This is a genomic window from Kosakonia oryzae (assembly GCF_001658025.2).
Taxonomy (GTDB): Bacteria; Pseudomonadota; Gammaproteobacteria; order Enterobacterales; family Enterobacteriaceae; genus Kosakonia; species Kosakonia oryzae.
Genome location: NZ_CP014007.2, coordinates 183,357 through 202,735 on the forward strand (window position 1 = coordinate 183,357; position 19,379 = coordinate 202,735).

The 19,379-nt window shown below is 54.9% G+C and carries 13 protein-coding genes, 1 tRNA gene, 1 other RNA gene and 1 pseudogene; all 16 read left to right on the forward strand.

From position 1 onward, the window contains the following. The first annotated feature begins 110 nt into the window (after positions 1 to 110). The 16 genes and pseudogenes from AWR26_RS00870 (at position 111) to bcsB (ending at position 19,373) form a co-directional block, all read left to right on the forward strand. Positions 111 to 1,313 (forward strand): L-lactate MFS transporter, encoded by a 1,203-nt coding sequence (locus AWR26_RS00870; protein ID WP_064562892.1) that lies wholly within the window; start codon positions 111 to 113, stop codon positions 1,311 to 1,313. 118 nt (positions 1,314 to 1,431) lie between these two features. Next, positions 1,432 to 1,863, forward strand: coding sequence for an organic hydroperoxide resistance protein (locus tag AWR26_RS00875; RefSeq protein ID WP_064562895.1), 432 nt, complete (start codon positions 1,432 to 1,434; stop codon positions 1,861 to 1,863). Between the two features lie 198 nt (positions 1,864 to 2,061). Continuing rightward, positions 2,062 to 3,744 (forward strand): kdo(2)-lipid A phosphoethanolamine 7''-transferase, encoded by a 1,683-nt coding sequence (eptB, locus tag AWR26_RS00880; RefSeq protein WP_064562898.1) that lies wholly within the window; start codon positions 2,062 to 2,064, stop codon positions 3,742 to 3,744. Positions 3,745 to 3,835: 91 nt separating this feature from the next. Continuing rightward, positions 3,836 to 3,912: transfer RNA gene (locus AWR26_RS00885), tRNA-Pro, on the forward strand. Between the two features lie 38 nt (positions 3,913 to 3,950). Beyond that, positions 3,951 to 4,082: non-coding RNA, RtT sRNA (locus AWR26_RS00890), on the forward strand. A 214-nt stretch (positions 4,083 to 4,296) separates the two neighbouring features. Next, the gene (locus AWR26_RS00895; protein ID WP_071892568.1) at positions 4,297 to 4,626 is read left to right on the forward strand and encodes a DUF2946 domain-containing protein; all 330 of its coding nucleotides are present in this window, start codon (positions 4,297 to 4,299) and stop codon (positions 4,624 to 4,626) included. Between the two features lie 77 nt (positions 4,627 to 4,703). Next, positions 4,704 to 6,720, forward strand: a pseudogene (locus tag AWR26_RS00900) (TonB-dependent copper receptor). A gap of 661 nt (positions 6,721 to 7,381) precedes the next feature. Further along, positions 7,382 to 8,989 (forward strand): dipeptide ABC transporter periplasmic-binding protein DppA, encoded by a 1,608-nt coding sequence (gene dppA / locus AWR26_RS00905; RefSeq protein WP_064562904.1) that lies wholly within the window; start codon positions 7,382 to 7,384, stop codon positions 8,987 to 8,989. A 134-nt stretch (positions 8,990 to 9,123) separates the two neighbouring features. After that, positions 9,124 to 10,143, forward strand: coding sequence for a dipeptide ABC transporter permease DppB (gene dppB, locus AWR26_RS00910; protein ID WP_007369570.1), 1,020 nt, complete (start codon positions 9,124 to 9,126; stop codon positions 10,141 to 10,143). A gap of 9 nt (positions 10,144 to 10,152) precedes the next feature. Further along, on the forward strand, positions 10,153 to 11,055 hold the full coding sequence (gene dppC / locus AWR26_RS00915; protein ID WP_043956149.1) for a dipeptide ABC transporter permease DppC: 903 nt from the start codon (positions 10,153 to 10,155) through the stop codon (positions 11,053 to 11,055). 10 nt (positions 11,056 to 11,065) lie between these two features. Beyond that, positions 11,066 to 12,049 (forward strand): dipeptide ABC transporter ATP-binding protein, encoded by a 984-nt coding sequence (dppD, locus tag AWR26_RS00920; protein ID WP_043956150.1) that lies wholly within the window; start codon positions 11,066 to 11,068, stop codon positions 12,047 to 12,049. After that, positions 12,046 to 13,059, forward strand: a complete 1,014-nt coding sequence (gene dppF, locus AWR26_RS00925) for a dipeptide ABC transporter ATP-binding subunit DppF (RefSeq protein WP_043956151.1) — start codon at positions 12,046 to 12,048, stop codon at positions 13,057 to 13,059. The genes dppD and dppF overlap by 4 nt, the downstream gene beginning before the upstream one ends. Before the next feature lie 615 nt (positions 13,060 to 13,674). Then, entirely contained in the window at positions 13,675 to 14,166 is a 492-nt protein-coding gene (bcsO, locus tag AWR26_RS00930) for a cellulose biosynthesis protein BcsO (RefSeq protein WP_064562907.1), read from the forward strand. Then, on the forward strand, positions 14,157 to 14,960 hold the full coding sequence (bcsQ, locus tag AWR26_RS00935) for a cellulose biosynthesis protein BcsQ (protein ID WP_043956153.1): 804 nt from the start codon (positions 14,157 to 14,159) through the stop codon (positions 14,958 to 14,960). Before bcsO ends, bcsQ begins: the two co-directional genes overlap by 10 nt. A 16-nt stretch (positions 14,961 to 14,976) precedes the next feature. Continuing rightward, the gene (gene bcsA / locus AWR26_RS00940; protein WP_064562910.1) at positions 14,977 to 17,091 is read left to right on the forward strand and encodes a UDP-forming cellulose synthase catalytic subunit; all 2,115 of its coding nucleotides are present in this window, start codon (positions 14,977 to 14,979) and stop codon (positions 17,089 to 17,091) included. Beyond that, positions 17,088 to 19,373 carry a cellulose biosynthesis cyclic di-GMP-binding regulatory protein BcsB gene (gene bcsB, locus AWR26_RS00945; protein ID WP_064562913.1) on the forward strand — a complete coding sequence of 762 codons (2,286 nt, stop codon included), beginning with the start codon at positions 17,088 to 17,090 and terminating at the stop codon, positions 19,371 to 19,373. Before bcsA ends, bcsB begins: the two co-directional genes overlap by 4 nt. The last annotated feature ends 6 nt before the right edge of the window (positions 19,374 to 19,379 follow it).

Sequence of the window (19,379 nt, forward strand, 5' to 3'; positions counted from 1 at the left end):
TTTCATTCCTCCTTTGCTGCATTTCATGCCTTTTTTCACCAGGCATGAAATGCGCTTCGTTATGGTTGTCGGCAGTGAAACTTCTCTTTTATTTCTGCAGGACAACTGCCATGAAAACTTCAACTGCTAATCACACCCGCTGGCTGACGCTTATCGGCACCATTATTACGCAATTCGCGTTAGGGTCTGTTTATACCTGGAGCCTGTTCAACAGCTCGCTGGCGGAAAAACTGAACGAACCCGTCAGCCAGGTTGCCTTCTCTTTCGGTTTGTTGAGCCTTGGCCTGGCGCTCTCATCCTCTGTTGCCGGGAAATTGCAGGAGCGCTTTGGCGTGAAACGCGTCACCATGGCTTCCGGTATTCTGCTGGGTCTGGGGTTCTTCCTGACCGCGCATTCCAACAACCTGTTGATGCTGTGGTTGAGCGCAGGCGTGCTGGTGGGTGTGGCAGATGGTGCGGGTTATCTGTTAACGCTCTCGAACTGTGTGAAATGGTTCCCGGAACGTAAGGGCCTGATTTCTGCCTTCTCTATTGGTTCTTATGGCCTCGGTAGCCTCGGTTTTAAATTCATCGACAGCCAGTTGCTGGCAAGTGTTGGCCTGGAAAAAACCTTTATTATCTGGGGTCTGATTGCGCTGGTGATGATTGTCTTCGGCGCAACCCTGATGACCGATGCGCCGCTGCAGAAAGCGGCTACCGAGAATGGCGTTATTGCAAACGACTTCACCCTGGCGCAGTCCATGCGTAAACCGCAATACTGGATGCTGGCCGTTATGTTCCTCACTTCCTGCATGAGCGGCCTGTATGTGATTGGTGTGGCGAAAGATATCGCTCAGGGCATGGTTCATCTGGATGCCATCACAGCGGCGAATGCGGTTACCATTATCGCCATTGCTAACCTCAGCGGTCGCCTGGTTCTCGGTATTCTCTCTGACAAAATTGCCCGTATCCGTGTGATTACTATCGGTCAGGTGATTTCGCTGGTCGGTATGGCGGCGCTGTTGTTCGCACCGCTGAATGCGACCACCTTCTTCGCCGCCATTGCCTGTGTTGCCTTTAACTTTGGCGGTACGCTCACCGTGTTCCCGTCGCTGGTTAGTGAGTTCTTCGGCCTCAACAACCTGGCAAAAAACTACGGTGTGATTTACCTGGGCTTCGGTATCGGCAGTATCTGTGGTTCGCTGATTGCGTCGGTGTTTGGCGGCTTCTATGTCACCTTCTGCGTTATCTTCGCACTGCTGATTCTTTCGCTGGCGCTCTCCACCACCATTCGTCAGCCGCAGCGTAGCGTGTATAAAGAAGCGCATGCCTGATCGCTAATCGACAATATGAAAAGCCGCCGTTTTGGCGGTTTTTCTATCTCTGGCACCAACCGTCTCCAGAACGTCTATCCTTATTGGTCAGGTTCTTCCCTACTGAAGGAGTCTATAGATGTCTTTAGAAAAAGTAGTTTATCGCGCTAAAGCAAAAGCAACCGGTGGCCGTGATGGGCGTGCTGTCTCCTCGGACGGCGTTCTGGATGTAAAACTTGGCGTACCCAAAGAGATGGGCGGCGCTGGCGGTGAAGTCACTAATCCGGAGCAGCTTTTTGCTGCGGGTTATTCAGCCTGCTTCCTTGGAGCACTGAAACATGTTGCCTCGGTAGAGAAAAAGAAAGTCCCACAGGATGCTTACATTGAAGGACAAGTTGGCATTGGGCCACTACCGACCGGTTTTGGTATTGAAGCGCAGCTGGATATTCACCTGCCGGGCATGGATCATCAGGAAGCCGAAGCGCTGGTACAAAAAGCACATATTGTATGTCCTTACTCCAACGCAACGCGTGGCAATATTGACGTAAAACTGAATGTGATTACCTCCTGATAACGCCTTTTAGTGCTAATTTTCTGACGCCGGCCGTATATTTTGTAAATATATGGCTGGTTAAGCTTTCCCCATGACACTTTTCCGCCCCGCTATGGTCTACTTACCACGCTTCAGAAGTTTCCACTGTTAACTTCCGCTGCCAATTAATAGCCTGCCTGAGTCAGGTTCTTTCCCCTTAGTTGTAGAGTTGCTTGCATGAGTTATATCAAAACAATGACGCAGCAGAAGCTGAGCTTCCTGCTAGCGCTGTATATCGGTCTGTTTATGAATAGCGCGGTTTTTTTCCGTCGGTTTGATGGATATGCGCAATCCTTCACTGCGTTGAAAGGTATCTCCGCAGTTGTTGAACTTGTTGGTACGGTACTGGTCACTTTCTTTTTATTACGCCTGTTGTCGCTGACGGGGCGCCGTGTCTGGCGCGTGCTGGCTTCGCTGGTGGTGGTGTTCTCTGCGGCCGCCAGCTATTACATGACGTTTCTCAACGTGGTGATTGGCTATGGCATCATTGCTTCGGTAATGACCACGGATATCGATCTCTCCAAAGAAGTGGTGGGCTGGCAGCTTATTGTCTGGATGGTGGCAGTGAGCGCGCTGCCGTTGCTGCTGATTTGGGGCAACCGCTGCCGCTTTACGCTGCTGAACGAGCTACGTACGCCGGGGATGCGTATTCGTAGCCTGGGCCTGGTGCTGTTAGCCGGGTTGTTGGTCTGGGGGCCAATCCGCCTGCTGGACATGCAGCAGAAAGAGGCCGAGCGGACGTCAAAGGTTGATATGCCGAGCTATGGCGGGGTAGTGGCGAACTCCTATCTGCCGTCAAACTGGCTCTCTGCGCTGGGGCTGTATGCCTGGGCACAGGTGGATGAATCCTCCGGCAATAAATCGCTGATCAACCCGGCGACGAAGTTTACCTATGTCGCGCCAAAAGATATCGATGATACCTGGGTGGTATTCATTATTGGCGAGACCACGCGTTGGGATCATATGGGGCTGCTGGGCTACTCCCGCAATACCACGCCGAATCTGGCGAAAGAGAAGAACCTCGTGGCGTTTCGCGGTTACTCATGCGACACCGCGACCAAGCTCTCTCTGCGCTGCATGTTTGTCCGTGAAGGCGGCGTGGAAGATAACCCGCAGCGCACGCTGAAAGAGCAAAACGTCTTTGCCGTGCTGAAACAACTGGGCTTCGCCAGCGATTTGTACGCTATGCAGAGCGAGATGTGGTTCTACAGCAATACCATGGCCGACAACATCGCTTATCGCGAGCAGATTGGTGCGGAGCCGCGTAACCGTGGCAGAAGCGTGGACGATATGCTGCTTGTCGATGAAATGCAGAATTCGCTGGGCAATAAATCTGCAGGTAAGCATTTGATTATTATGCATACCAAAGGCTCACACTTTAACTATACCCAGCGTTATCCGCGCAGCTTTGCGCAGTGGACGCCAGAGTGTGTCGGCGTCGATGACAAGTGCAGCAAAGCAGAGCTGATTAACTCTTTCGATAACTCTGTCAGCTATGTCGATCACTTTATTGATAGCGTGATTGATAAGATGCGCGACCGGAAAGCGATTATTTTCTATGCCGCTGACCACGGGGAGTCGATCAATGAAAAGGAGCATCTGCACGGTACGCCGCGCAAAATGGCGCCACCGGAGCAGTTCCGCGTGCCGATGATGGTGTGGATGTCCGACAAGTATCTTGAGGATCCGCAAAAGGCGCAGATGTTTGCCCAGCTTAAGCAGCAGGCAGCGTTTAAAACGCCGCGTCGCCATGTTGAACTGTACGACACCATTATGGGTTGCCTTGGTTATACCTCGCCAAATGGCGGGATTAACGAGAACAATAACTGGTGCCATTTGCCGGCTCAGGCGGCGAAATAAGTGCTCTGCTGGCTTTATCGCCAGTCAGTATGCTTTTTTACATTAGGGGATTGACGGGGTAGCTTCACGGCAGTAAGATGCGCCCCGCATTCGGTGATTGGCGCAGCCTGGTAGCGCACTTCGTTCGGGACGAAGGGGTCGGAGGTTCGAATCCTCTATCACCGACCAAATTCAGAAAAACCCAACCGCAAGGTTGGGTTTTTTGCTTTCTGAGCCTGAAAAGAGGATGAGAACCTCCGGGGGAAGAGGTTCGACTCGAGCATCGCGAGAGAACGTTGCTTCAGCAACGGCCCGCAGGGCGAGCCACGCAGTGGCGAGTTATCCTCTATCACCGACCAAATTCAGAAAAACCCAACCGCAAGGTTGGGTTTTTTGCTTTCTGAGCCTGAAAGGCGCTCTCACCCGCCGTTAAGAAACTTCCCGCTCTCAATGCCCGTCTCTCTCATAGTGTCTGTGTTGAAAATAAAATAGACTCCTGGCATATAAATCAATACGTTAACGCATAGGCATGTTTTGTACGGGCGCACAGGAACTTCTCTTATAGCTGCATGGTTGGCACTGATTGCCGTTGCCATGCTGTTTGTCGCCCCTGCTATCTCTCAATCCCTCTCTGCCCAAACCGCGTGTCAGAACACGCAATCCGCCATGCCTGCGCATTGTGCCAATGCCTCTCCCATGGATTACCGGATGATCTCCGGCAAGGCGATGTCGCCAGGGGAAAAGATCGTCTGTGGCTATTGCCAGTTACTGCTCCATCTGCCGTTTATCCCGTTAGTACTGGCAGCCCTGTTCTGGCTGCTGCTGATTTTTGTGACCCGCAGCCCGCTGGTTCAGTTAATGTGCGCGCCACCTGCCGTTTTTCTGTCTCCGTTGAACCACTAACTACAGATATCCGTAACCTTTTTGCTCATCTCCGGACGGGCAGGATGCGTTACGCCAGAAAAACAGTAAGGTACGAAATGAAAACACAGCAATTTGTGAGCACTCCGCTCGCTTCTTTGATCATGATAGTGCTGCTACCGAACGCCGTATTTGCCGACGCACCACACGACCATGCACACGAGCTGGATGAATTGGTGATGATCGTGACGGCACCCGCCACCTCGCCGCTGGAAGTGATGACCTCGCCTAAAACGCCGCGCCAGCCGGTTCCGGCAAGCGATGGTGCCGATTATCTGAAGACGATTCCTGGCTTTTCTCAGATCCGTAATGGCGGCACCAACGGCGATCCTGTCTTTCGCGGTATGTTCGGTTCACGCCTGCGTATGTTGACCAATAGCGGTGAAATGCTGGGTGCCTGCGCCGCGCGCATGGATGCCCCCAGTTCCTATATTTCACCAGAGAACTTTGATCTTCTGACGCTGATTAAAGGGCCGGAAACCGTACTCTGGGGCGCGGGCAACTCTGCGGGAACCCTGCGTTTAGACCGTGAACCGCCCCGGTTTGATAAACCCGGCATTCAGGGCACAGCCAGCCTGCTTGCAGGATCAAACAATCGCTGGGATCAAAATGCAGATATCAGCCTGGGCAGTGAAGAGGGCTATCTGCGATTAACCGGTAATAACGCGCGCGGAAGATTACAAAGACGGTAATGGCAATCGCGTACCCTCGAAGTGGAATAAGTGGAATGGTGATGTGGCTCTCGGCTGGACGCCGGACAGCAATACGCTGCTGGAACTGACGGCCGGTCAGGGAGATGGTGAAGCCCGTTACGCCGGACGCAATATGGACGGTGCGCAGTTCAAACGAGAAAGCCTGGGCGTGCGGTTTGAGAAATACAACATTGGTGAGGTATTCGATAAGTTCGAGACCAATGTTTACTACAACTACGCCGACCACATCATGGACAACTTCTCGCTGCGTTCGCCCGGTAGCGGTATGCCAGGCATGGGGCATTCAACGCACATGAACATGCCGATGGAAATGGAGGTCGATCGCCGTACCGTGGGCGGCCGCATGATGGGAACCTGGTTATGGTCCGATTTTGAACTGCGTAGCGGTGCCGATATGCAGCTCAACACCCATCGCAGTAAAGAGGAGGGGCACTGGATAAAAGATGCCCGCTTCCATGATTATGGGCTGTTCAGTGAACTGACATGGATCGCCACGGGGCAGAGCATCGTGGTCAGCGGCGCACGCGTGGATAGCGCCAGCGTTGATAATTTTAGCGGTGCGGGTTCCGCTGTGCGCACCGCTACGCTACCTGCGGGGTTTGTCCGTCTGGAACATACCCCTGCCGGGATGCCGGTGATGATGTATGCCGGGATCGGCTACACCGAGCGTTTCCCTGATTACTGGGAACTGTTCTCGCCGACCTACGGGCCGGACGGTGCCAGCGCGGCCTTTGATAGCGTGAAGACGGAAAAGACGACGCAGATTGATATTGGCGCGCAATATAAAGGGGCACGCCTTAACAGTTGGGTATCTGCCTATGTTGGGCGGGTGAACGATTTTATTCTCTTCCGCTACGACCCCCACAAGGCGGATATCAGCCAGGCCGATAACGTCGATGCCCGCATTATGGGCGGCGAAGCCGGTGCCAGCTATCAGCTAACGGAAAGCTGGAAAACCGACGCCAGCCTTGCCTGGTCGTGGGGGAAAAATACCGACAGCAACCAACCGTTACCGCAGATGCCGCCGTTTGAAGCGCGTCTCGGGTTAACGTGGGAACAAGGCGACTGGAGTGGCACCGGGCTGTTGCGAATGGTGAGTAGCCAGCATCGTGTCGCCATCAACCAGGGAAATGTCGTCGGGAAGGATTTTGACAACAGTGCCGGTTTTGCGATCGTCTCGGCCAACGCGGCCTGGCGCGCCACAAAAAACATCAAGATCAGTGCAGGCGTGGATAACCTGTTTAACAAGGCTTACAGCGAACACCTGAACCGGGCAGGTAACAGCGGTTTCGGGTATTCAGCCAATACATCGTTGAACGAGCCTGGAAGAACGTTCTGGGGGAAAGTGAACGTCATATTCTGATCCGGCGTGAGATCCCGGCTCGCAAGAACCGGGATATAAACAGCCCTCTGGCGCGGAAAATCACCAACAAGCGCGTTTCATTATTGAGGGGATTTTCAAAGATGGCGCGATTATTATATTTCCCGCTGCCAGTTCACTGTTTTCTACAATATTCCATCGTATTTTTTTATATATGTTTGGATCTTTTTTCGCGTTGCTTATGGATAATGACAGCATTTTTCGCTGTGCGTTTTAGCGTTCACGGCATTAATCGCTCAGATAATCATCATTCTGCAAGAAATTTTTCATAATCTGCATGAAAGTTAATCACTGGCTTTGAGGTTGTAATGAGCGAATTATTCTGCTTTCGCGGCAGTAGCACAAATTTCCCTGCTGAAAATAGAGGCTTGAAGTTTTTTTAAACTTTGTTTACCGATTCTCACCGTCGTTGTAAATCCCGGTTACCTGTATTGACGTTTTGACATTCTGTTGACAGATTGTAGGGCATGAGGGGCATTTCAAGGAGAATCTGCACTGCAACTCAGTCAACCTTGTGAAAGGAATCCCCATCTCTCATAACGCCTTCGGGCACAACCGACCAGACCGGGTAAAAAACTAATAAAGGTCTGTCGGACATACCCACTGCATGGGTAACAACACATATCACATTGGAGCAGAATCAATGAGTATTTCCTTGAAGAAGTCAGGGATGCTGAAGCTCGGTCTTAGCCTGGTGGCTATGACCGTCGCGGCAAGCGTGCAGGCTAAAACCCTGGTTTATTGTTCTGAAGGCTCGCCTGAAGGCTTTAACCCACAGCTTTTCACCTCTGGCACCACTTACGATGCCAGCTCCGTACCGATTTATAACCGTCTGGTGGAATTCAAAATTGGCACCACGGAAGTGATTCCAGGCCTGGCTGAGAAGTGGGATATCAGCGCTGACGGCAAAACCTACACTTTCCACCTGCGTAAAGGCGTGAAGTGGCAGGACAACAAAGATTTCAAACCGACGCGTGATTTCAACGCGGATGACGTGGTGTTCTCCTTCGACCGTCAGAAAAACGATCAGAACCCGTACCATAAAGTCTCTGGCGGCAGCTACGAATACTTCGAAGGCATGGGTCTGCCTGACCTGATTAGCGAAGTGAAGAAAGTCGACGACAACACCGTTCAGTTCGTGCTGACCCGTCCGGAATCGCCGTTCCTGGCCGACCTGGCAATGGACTTCGCTTCTATTCTCTCCAAAGAGTACGCGGACAACATGCTGAAAGCCGGTACGCCGGAGAAAGTGGACCTCGACCCGATCGGTACCGGTCCGTTCCAGCTGCTGCAATACCAGAAAGATTCCCGCATCCTGTACAAAGCGTTTGACGGTTTCTGGGGCACTAAGCCGAAAATCGATCGTCTGGTCTTCTCCATCACTCCGGATGCTTCCGTACGTTATGCCAAACTGCAGAAAAACGAGTGCCAGGTTATGCCGTACCCGAACCCGGCTGATATCGCTCGTATGAAGCAGGACAAAAACATCACGCTGATGGAACAGGCTGGCCTGAACGTTGGCTACATGTCCTTCAACACCGAGAAGAAACCGTTTGATGACGTGAAAGTGCGTCAGGCGCTGACTTACGCGGTGAACAAAGAAGCGATCATCAAAGCGGTATACCAGGGCGCTGGCGTGGCGGCGAAAAACCTGATCCCGCCGACCATGTGGGGCTATAACGACGACGTTAAAGACTACACCTACGATCCGGAGAAGGCGAAACAGCTGCTGAAAGAAGCCGGTCAGGATAAAGGCTTTACCGTTGAACTGTGGGCGATGCCGGTACAGCGTCCGTACAACCCGAACGCTCGCCGTATGGCTGAGATGATTCAGGCTGACTGGGCGAAAGTCGGCGTACAAGCCAAAATCGTGACCTACGAGTGGGGTGAATACCTGAAGCGCGCGAAAGCGGGCGAACACCAGGCGGTGATGATGGGCTGGACCGGCGACAACGGGGATCCGGATAACTTCTTCGCCACTCTGTTTAGCTGCGCAGCGGCGAAAGATGGTTCCAACTACTCTCGCTGGTGCTACAAGCCGTTTGAAGATCTGATCCAACCGGCTCGCGCAACCGACGACCACAACAAGCGTGTTGAACTCTACAAACAGGCTCAGGTAGTGATGCATGACCAGGCTCCGGCGCTGATCGTTGCTCACTCCACCGTGTATGAGCCGGTGCGTAAAGAAGTTAAAGGCTATGTTGTTGATCCGTTAGGCAAACACCACTTCGAAAACGTGTCTGTCGAATAATAAGCACGATAGCTGCCCTCTCTCCTTTCCGGGAGAGAGGGTAAAGTGTTTTCCCTCTGCGGAGGGAATTCCTGTTTGTGAGCAATACAGACGCGCCGCCGCCAGGCGCTGCGTCACTACTGAGAATCCGGGTTATGTTGCAGTTCATTCTCCGACGTCTGGGGCTGGTTATCCCAACGTTTATCGGTATCACCCTTCTCACCTTTGCCTTTGTCCATATGATCCCCGGCGACCCGGTAATGATCATGGCGGGTGAGCGTGGTATCTCTCCTGAGCGTCACGCTCAATTGCTGGCTGAGCTTGGTCTTGATAAGCCGCTTTGGGAACAATATGTCCACTATGTCTGGGGCGTATTGCATGGTGACTTAGGCATCTCTCTGAAGAGCCGACTTCCGGTGTGGGACGAGTTTGTGCCGCGGTTTAAAGCGACGCTGGAACTCGGTATCTGCGCCATGATTTTTGCGGTCGCTGTGGGTATTCCGGTGGGCGTGCTGGCCGCCGTCAAACGTGGCTCTATTTTCGATCATACTGCGGTGAGCCTTGCGCTGACCGGCTACTCCATGCCTATCTTCTGGTGGGGCATGATGCTGATTATGCTGGTCTCGGTGCAGCTCAACCTGACGCCGGTTTCCGGGCGCGTCAGCGATATGGTGTTCCTTGACGACAGCAATCCGTTAACCGGCTTTATGCTGATAGACACCGCCATCTGGGGCGAGCAGGGCAACTTTATCGATGCCCTTGCGCATATGATCCTGCCTGCCATCGTGCTCGGCACTATTCCGCTGGCGGTGATCGTGCGTATGACCCGCTCCTCAATGCTGGAAGTGCTGGGTGAAGATTACATCCGTACCGCGCGCGCAAAAGGGCTGACCCGCATGCGCGTGATCATCGTGCATGCGCTGCGCAACGCGATGCTGCCGGTGGTGACGGTTATCGGTTTGCAGGTCGGCACGCTGCTGGCGGGCGCGATCCTGACGGAAACCATCTTCTCCTGGCCGGGTCTGGGGCGTTGGCTGATTGATGCGCTGCAACGCCGTGACTATCCGGTGGTGCAGGGCGGGGTATTGCTGGTCGCGACGATGATTATCCTCGTCAACCTGCTGGTCGACCTGCTCTACGGCGTGGTGAACCCGCGTATTCGGCATAAGAAGTAAGGGGCCATCATGTCACAAGCTACTGAAAATAAAGTTATCGCTGCACCGGTGCCAATGACGCCGTTGCAGGAGTTCTGGCACTATTTCAAACGCAACAAAGGCGCGGTCGTCGGGCTGGTGTATGTCATCATCATGCTGATAATCGCCGTGTTCGCGAACTTCCTTGCGCCGCACAACCCGGCCGATCAGTTCCGCGATGCGCTGCTGGCGCCGCCGGTCTGGCAGGACGGCGGCACCTGGACGCACATTCTGGGTACCGATGATGTGGGCCGCGATACGCTGTCGCGCCTGATGTTTGGTGCCCGTCTGTCGCTGCTGGTGGGCTGTCTGGTGGTGGTGCTGTCGTTGATTGCGGGCATCGTGCTCGGCCTGGTGGCCGGTTACTTTGGTGGCGTTATCGACAACATCATTATGCGTGTCGTCGACATTATGCTGGCGCTGCCGAGCTTGCTGCTGGCGCTGGTGCTGGTGGCTATCTTCGGCCCGTCGATCGTCAACGCCTCGCTGGCGCTGACGTTTGTCGCCCTGCCGCACTATGTGCGACTCACGCGCGCCGCCGTGCTGGTGGAGGTGAATCGCGACTACGTCACCGCTTCCCGCGTTGCCGGTGCGGGCGCGATGCGCCAGATGTTCGTCAATATTTTCCCCAACTGCCTCGCGCCGCTGATCGTTCAGGCGTCGCTGGGCTTCTCGAACGCCATTCTCGACATGGCCGCCCTTGGCTTCCTTGGCATGGGCGCGCAGCCGCCAACACCGGAGTGGGGCACGATGCTCTCCGACGTGTTGCAGTTCGCGCAGAGTGCCTGGTGGGTCGTGACCTTCCCGGGTCTGGCGATCCTGCTGACGGTGCTGGCATTTAACCTGATGGGTGACGGACTGCGTGACGCGCTCGACCCCAAACTGAAGCAGTAAGAGGTTCGAGATGGCGTTATTAAATGTAGATAAATTATCGGTGCACTTCGGCGACGTTGGCTCCGAGTTCCGCGCTGTAGACCGCGTAAGTTATAGCGTGAACCAGGGCGAAGTGGTTGGCATCGTCGGTGAATCAGGCTCCGGTAAATCCGTCAGTTCACTGGCGATTATGGGATTGATTGATTTCCCCGGCCGCGTAATGGCCGAAAATCTGGAGTTCAACGGCCAGGATCTGAAACGCATTTCGGAAAAAGAGCGCCGCAGTCTGGTGGGCTCCGAAGTGGCAATGATTTTCCAGGATCCGATGACCAGCCTGAACCCGTGCTACACGGTCGGTTTCCAGATAATGGAAGCGATTAAGGTGCATCAGGGCGGGAATAAGAAAACCCGCCGTCAGCGCGCGATTGACCTGTTAACGCAGGTTGGTATTCCCGATCCGGCCTCGCGTCTGGACGTATACCCGCACCAGCTCTCCGGTGGGATGAGTCAGCGCGTGATGATTGCTATGGCGATTGCCTGTCAGCCAAAACTGCTGATTGCCGATGAACCGACAACCGCGCTGGATGTGACCATCCAGGCGCAGATCATCGAGCTTTTGCTGGAGTTGCAGCAAAAAGAGAATATGGCGCTGATCCTGATCACTCACGATCTGGCGCTGGTGGCGGAAGCGGCGCACAAAATCATTGTGATGTACGCAGGCCAGGTGGTGGAAACCGGCGAAGCGAAAGATATCTTCCGCGCGCCGCGTCATCCTTACACCCAGGCGCTGCTGCGCGCGCTGCCGGAGTTTGCGCAGGACAAAGCGCGTCTGGCTTCGCTGCCGGGCGTTGTTCCGGGCAAATATGACCGCCCCACTGGCTGCCTGCTGAATCCGCGCTGCCCGTATGCAACGGACAAATGCCGCGAGCAGGAACCGGCACTGAACACCGTCGATGGCGGCCGTCAGTCCAAATGTCACTACCCACTCGATGACGCCGGGAGGCCGACACTATGAGTACGCACGAGGCCACCTCGCAGCAGCCGCTGTTGCAGGCTATCGACCTGAAAAAATACTACCCGGTGAAGAAGGGAATGTTTGCCCCGGAACGCCTGGTGAAAGCGCTGGATGGCGTATCGTTCACCCTGGAGCGAGGTAAAACGCTGGCGGTGGTAGGCGAATCCGGCTGTGGTAAATCCACGCTCGGCCGTTTGCTGACGATGATTGAAACCCCGACCGGCGGCGAGCTGTATTACCAGGGGCAGGATCTGTTGAAACACGATCCCCACGCACAGAAGCTGCGTCGGCAGAAGATTCAGATTGTCTTTCAGAACCCCTATGGCTCGCTGAACCCGCGTAAAAAAGTGGGGCAGATCCTCGAAGAACCTCTGCTGATTAACACTTCCCTCAGCAAAGAGGCGCGTCGGGAAAAAGCGCTGGCGATGATGGCGAAAGTTGGCCTGAAAACCGAGCATTACGATCGCTATCCGCATATGTTCTCCGGCGGTCAGCGTCAGCGTATTGCTATCGCTCGTGGTCTGATGCTCGATCCGGACGTCGTGATTGCCGACGAACCGGTTTCCGCGCTGGACGTCTCCGTGCGCGCGCAGGTGCTTAACCTGATGATGGATTTGCAGCAGGATCTGGGGCTCTCTTACGTCTTTATCTCCCACGATCTCTCTGTGGTTGAGCACATTGCCGATGAAGTGATGGTGATGTATCTCGGCCGCTGCGTGGAGAAAGGCACGAAAGACCAGATCTTCTCCAACCCGCGTCACCCGTACACTCAGGCGCTGCTCTCGGCAACGCCGCGCCTGAATCCGGATGAACGTCGCGAGCGCATTAAACTGACCGGCGAGCTGCCAAGCCCGCTGAATCCACCGCCGGGCTGCGCGTTTAACGCGCGCTGCTCCCGTCGTTTCGGCCCCTGCACGCAACTGCAGCCGCAGCTGAAAGATTACGGTGGTCAATTGGTTGCCTGCTTTGCCGTCGACCAGGATGAGAACGGCGAGAAACCGCACGCGTAATCCTCATATGCCCGGCAGCGTTCAGGTTGCCGGGCATATCGAACCCGGACAATCGATATTCTCCGTTGCTGACAAACCTTATAAGCGTTCCGGCTTAATTCTGGAATTTCCAATAAATTTCCCTTAAAACGGACCAAGAGATAATTTCAGCAGGAATAATGGGTTAGCGGAATAAAACAGTTTTATGACTCCCAATAGTTATTTCTAAATATTTCTCTGAGTAAGCAAAAATTAATGGTATTATTTCTTTGTCTGGATTATTACTCTTTTAATCAATGAAGAAATGACATTTATTAATATAAATTTAGGTTAAGCTGGTTTTTATCCCCATAATATCCCTACGTTTTTGGGCGTTAATACTTTAATAGATACAGCAGCAAAAAAAGATGGCACATGTATGGGTATTGTTTATATATTTACCAGAAATAAACATCGTGTTAGCAGAAGTGAAATGTAACACGTAAAAACAGGCGGAAGGCCATCGCCGAAACATTATCTTGTACCCACTCAACACAGCACAGCCAAAATAAAAAGCCACAACTCGACCAATATCCGGGCGCTGAGATCTTTAGCGGTGGTGGGTACAATATTATTTTGTAAATCATGAGATTAACAATGAATCATTATGATGATTTGCAGAGGTTTAAGGATAAAACCCGCAACCAAAAACACAATTTTAAGGATCTCTCTGCACAAAACCCTGGCAGCGACCAGGGAAACTGGACGCTGATCCAGCAGCTCTCTCCGGCAACGGATGAATCGACGCTGACCATGGGCGGCCATGTTTCTCTTCCTGTCCCGCAATCTGTTGAACCGGATCTCTTTGCCCGTACAGAAAATGCGCCTGCGGCCGATGTCAGTGAGCCAGCGCCAATACCGGCTCCTTCCATTTTTCAAGGGGTTGCCAGCCAGCTTGCGACAGTTACTCCGCCCCCGGTGCCTGTGCCCACCCCCACCCCGGTGAGAGCCTTGCCTGCCGGAGAGGTAAAATCTGCCGCCGTCAATTACGCGCAACTTTTCGCCGCCAAAGCGCCGGAAGCAAAGCCGAAAACGGAAAAAAACCAGCCATTACACTCGTTGTTAGAAAGGATCGCGTCATGCCGCTGATTTGTGTTTGTTCGCCGAAAGGCGGTGTCGGAAAAACGACCCTGACGGCGAATCTGGCGTACGCGCTGGCCCGTTCAGGCAGCAAAGTGCTGGCGCTCGATTTTGATGTGCAGAATGCGCTGCGCCTGCATTTCGGCGTACCGCTAACGGACGGGCGCGGCTACGTTGCCAAAGCGGCGGAATCGTCGGACTGGAGCCAGTTTGTCCTCACCGCGGGCGGTAATATCTTCGTCCTGCCTTATGGCGACGCTACGGAAGAGCAGCGCCTCACATTTGAAGAGCGGCTGGCGAATGACGAGCACTTTTTAACGCGTGGGCTGAATACGCTGTTGAACTATCCGGGGCTGATTATCGTCGCGGATTTTCCGCCAGGGCCGTCGGCGGCGCTAAAAGCCATGTCGCGGCTGGCCGATGTGCATCTGGTGACACTGCTGGCGGATACCGCATCGCTCTCCCTGCTGCCGCAAATCGAAAACAACCGCCTGACGGGAGACGTGCTCAACCGTAAAGCCGGCCACTTTTTTGTGGTCAACCAGAGCGACAACCGCCGCCAGATCAGCCGTGATGTCACCACGTTTCTTGAGCAGCGCCTGGGCAATCAGCTTCTCGGCGTGCTGCACCGCGATGAAAGCGTTGCCGAAGCGAATGCCTCACAGCAATCGGTATTCGATTTTAGCCCGGCTTCCGCTGCCGCTTTCGATATTGAACTCATTGCAAAACGCGTCGCCGGCATCTTAGGCGTCAAAATCGGTGACGGGACGGTTCACAACTCGCCGCGCATGTCAGGTTTCTAACGCTCACGGGCTACCTATGAAAAAGCTTCTTTCTGTTTTGCTGGTGCTGGCAATGGTTCCTGTCGCCCTGCTGGTGGTCATTACGCCGATGGACAGCCAAAAGCAGTATATTTTTGGCCTGATTAGCATCGGGATTTTGTTCCTGCTTGGATTCAGCAAAAAGCGCAGTGTTTCGGTGATTATGGTCGTGATGTCGGCGCTGTTATCGACACGCTATATCTATTTTCGCCTGACGCAAACCCTGCATTTTAACTCTGAGATTGAAACCCTGCTCGGCATGGGGCTGTTCCTTGCGGAAGTCTATGTCTGGGTGATGCTGCTGCTGAGCTACCTGCAAACCGTCTGGCCGCTGAAGCGTGAAATTGTGCAATTGCCGGATGATATGAGCCAGTGGCCGACGGTGGATGTCTACATTCCGACCTACAACGAACCGCTGGACGTGGTGCGTGATACGGTGCTCGCCGCGCAGTGTATTGATTACCCGCGCGATAAGATGAAAATCTACCTGCTTGATGACGGTAAACGCCGGGAGTTTGCGGTGTTCGCCGCCGATGTCGGCGTCGGGTATATCACCCGTAATGACAATGCGCACGCCAAAGCCGGCAACCTGAACCACGCGATGAAGCTTACCCACGGCGAGCTGATCTGTGTCTTCGACTGCGACCATGTTGCCACGCGAATTTTCCTGCAAGCCACGGTCGGTGGTTTCCTGAAAGATCCAAAACTGGCGCTGGTGCAGACGCCACACTACTTCTATTCACCGGATCCGTTCGAACGCAACCTGTCGGTAGGCCGCAACATTCCTAATGAAGGCTCGCTGTTCTACGGCCCGATCCAGCAAGGCAACGACAACTGGAACGCCACCTTTTTCTGCGGCTCGTGCGCGGTGATCCGCCGCAGCGCGCTGGAGGAGATTGGCGGTTTTGCCGTGGAAACGGTGACCGAAGATGCACATACCGCGCTGAAATTGCAGCGCCTGGGCTGGGGCACAGCGTTTATCGATATCCCGCTGGCGGCCGGTCTGGCGACAGAACGTCTGGTACTGCATGTGATCCAGCGTACCCGCTGGGCGCGCGGCATGACGCAGATTTTCCGCCTCGACAACCCGCTGCTGGGACGCGGGCTGACCTTTCCGCAGCGTTTGTGCTACCTGAGCGCGATGCTTTATTACCAGTTTGCGCTGCCGCGAATCGCCTTTTTGACCGCACCGCTGGCTTACTTACTGTTTAACCTGAACATTATTCACTCCTCGGCCACGTTGGTCTTCTCCTACGCGCTGCCGCATTTGTTCCTTGCGGTGTTCGTGAACTCACGTCTGAACGGACGTTTCCGTTACAGCTTTTGGGGTGAGATTTATGACATTGTGCTGGCGTTCCATATTGTCCTGCCGACCGTCGTCACCATGCTGTTTCCGAAACGCGGGAAGTTTAACGTCACCGATAAAGGCGGCCTGCTGAACGTCGGCTATTTCGATTTCAGCGTGGTGCGCCCGCATTTAATTATCGCGGTGTTGCTGGCGGCTGGGGTGGTGGCCGGGATTGTCCGCGCCTGCGCCCATGATTACTTCGGCGTCGATCCGCGCGTTATCGCCCTAAACGTCGGCTGGGGTCTGTACAGCCTGATTTTCCTGCTGGCGGCAATTGCCGTGGCGCGGGAAACCCGCCAGACCCGCAAAACCATCCGTATTGATGTCGATATTCCGGTATTGATCCACTATGCCAGCGGTATTACCTCGCGCAGCCAGACCGCCGATTTGTCGATGGGCGGCTGCCGCATCGTGGTGCCGGACGATCGCCACCAGAGCGATGAAATCGAAGAGATTGAGCTGCTGCTGCAATCGGGCGCGATTGCCATTCCGGTTAGCATCATCGCCAGCGATGCAGAGTATATCCGCCTGATGTTCGACGATATTCCGCTGTCGCGCCGCCGTGAACTGGTACGTGTGGTGCTGTCCCGCGCGGACGCGTGGATTCATCCGCCAAAACCGCAAGATAACCCGTTCCGCTCGATGCTGACCATTGTGCGCTGCGTCTTTGATCTCTTCTGGCTGACCTGGACATCGCGTCGGGAAAACCGCCGCCTGCGGGCAGAGCTGGCGGCGAAGGCGACGTCGGAGGAGGGCAGCGTATGAAACGTCTGACAACGCTGGCTATGCTGGTCGGTACACTGTTTATGGCGCCGCTGCACAGTGAGGAAACCACGGTGTCGTCGCTGCTGCCGGTCGATTTACCCCCGCCGACAGCGGCGCAAAGCGCATCGGCCTTTGTGCCGTCGGTGGTCAGCAGCGTCAGTCTGGCGCAGATGGGGCAACCGCAGGGGTTAACCCTGAGCGGCGGTCAGTTCCAGGGCGGCGTCGATTTTACCCTGCCGATGGATCAGGTCATCACCAACGCCCGGCTGGCGCTGAATCTGAAGATCTCCCCGGCAATGGCGGCGCGTAATGCTACCCTGCAATTGATGCTTAACGGCCAGCCGCTGGGCACCGTACCGCTGACTGCTACCGATAGCGATTTGTCGCGCTACCAACTGGATATTCCGGCAGCGCTGATGGTTTCCAGCAACAACCTGAGCTTCAAAATCAATGATGGCGATGCGATGCAGTGCCAGCGCGATCTGAACGATAAGTATCGTGTCACCGTCCTGCCGGATTCGCGTTTTGAGCTGGAAGGGCAGCAACTGGATATCGGCACCGATCTGAGCCACTTCCCGCGCCCGTTCTTTGACAGCATGCAGATGTCGCCCACCAGCATTGCGATGGCATTCGGCTCGACGTTGAGCGCCGATGCCATTAGCGCGGGTGCATTGATCTCCTCGTGGATGGGGATTCAGGCTGATTATCGCGGCATCTCGTTTGCGGTATATCACGATCGTCTGCCGGAACAGAACGGCATCCTGATCGGCCATCCCGGCGAGCAGATCGGTGGCCTGACGCTGCCGCAAACCACGCAGCCGCTGCTGAAAATTATCGATAACCCGGCGAACCCGGTGTACAAGCTGCTGCTGGTTGTCGGCAAAGATGAACATGAACTGCGTGCGGCGGCCTGGCGGCTGACGCGTGGCAATTTTACGCCGCAAACATCTGCGCTCGATGTTACGGCGCAAACCATTCCGTTGAGCAAACCCTATGATGCGCCGCGCTGGATCCCAACCGATCGTCCCATCAAGCTTCATGAGTTGATCCGCAAAGATCAAACCCTGACAGCCACCGGGATCTGGCACTCGCCATTGCAGGTGGCATTTCGCGCCGCGCCGGATCTCTTTTTGTGGGACGGTGAAACCATCCCGCTGCACATTGGTTACCGCTTCCCGACGGAAAACTGGATCGATGAGCAGCGCTCCTGGCTGAGCATGACCATGAACGACACTTTCCTGCACAACCTGCCGGTCAATAAACAGGGCGCGCTGGAAACGCTGTGGCACAAACTGGGCGGCGATGCGCGTCAGGAGTCGTTCGATATGCCGCTGGAACCGTACATGATCTACGGCGACAACCAGCTTTCTCTCTACTTCAACATCGTGCCGAAAGCGAATGCGCCGTGCAGCACCTTGCTCAACAACAACATCAAGAGCCGTATTGATGATGATTCGTGGATCGATTTAAGCCACACGCGTCACTTTGCGTTGCTGCCGAATCTCTCCTATTTCGTTGGCGCGTCGTTCCCGTTTACCCGCATGGCGGACTACGCGGAAACGGTGCTGATGCTGCCGCAGAATCCGTCAGAAACGCAGCTCGCCACGCTGCTGGATATGGCTGCGCGCTCCGGTAATGCCACCGGAACGGCGCTGGGACATAACCGCGTGCTGCTCGGCGTTCCCACCGGCGGCGGTCTGCGGGAACTGGTACGCGATCGCGACGTGCTGGCGGTCACGGGCATGGATCAGCACGACTTCAACCAAGCGCTGCTGGCGGATTCGCCGTTTACCACCCATGACAACACGCTGGGCGTGCGTGCGCCGTCCCTGTGGCAGAAAGTGCAGCGCTGGATGGCGGGCGACTGGGCAGCCGAAGGGCTGGAGGCTGACCGCTATTTCTCATCTAACGAAGCGTGGCGCGGCTTTATCAGTTTCCGCTCACCGTGGAACGATGAGCGCCTGGTGGTCCTGGCGCTGGGCAGCAGCGATGAACAGCTTTCGCATCTGCATAGCGATCTGGCCTCGGCGCGCATTAACGCCGGTATTCGTGGCGATGCCGCCATCATCACCAATGAAAATGGCGTGCGCAGCTTCCGCGTCGGCGAACAGTTCCCGAGCGGTCAAATGCCACCGCAGATGATGGTGGTCTGGTATGCCAACCAGCACTCAGCGCTACTGGCCATTCTGGGACTGCTGGTCGGTTCGCTGGCGGGCTGGCTGTTCTATCTGGCGCTGAAAAAGCGCGAGCGTAAACGTCTGCATCCGGAGAACAGCAAGTGAAAAGGG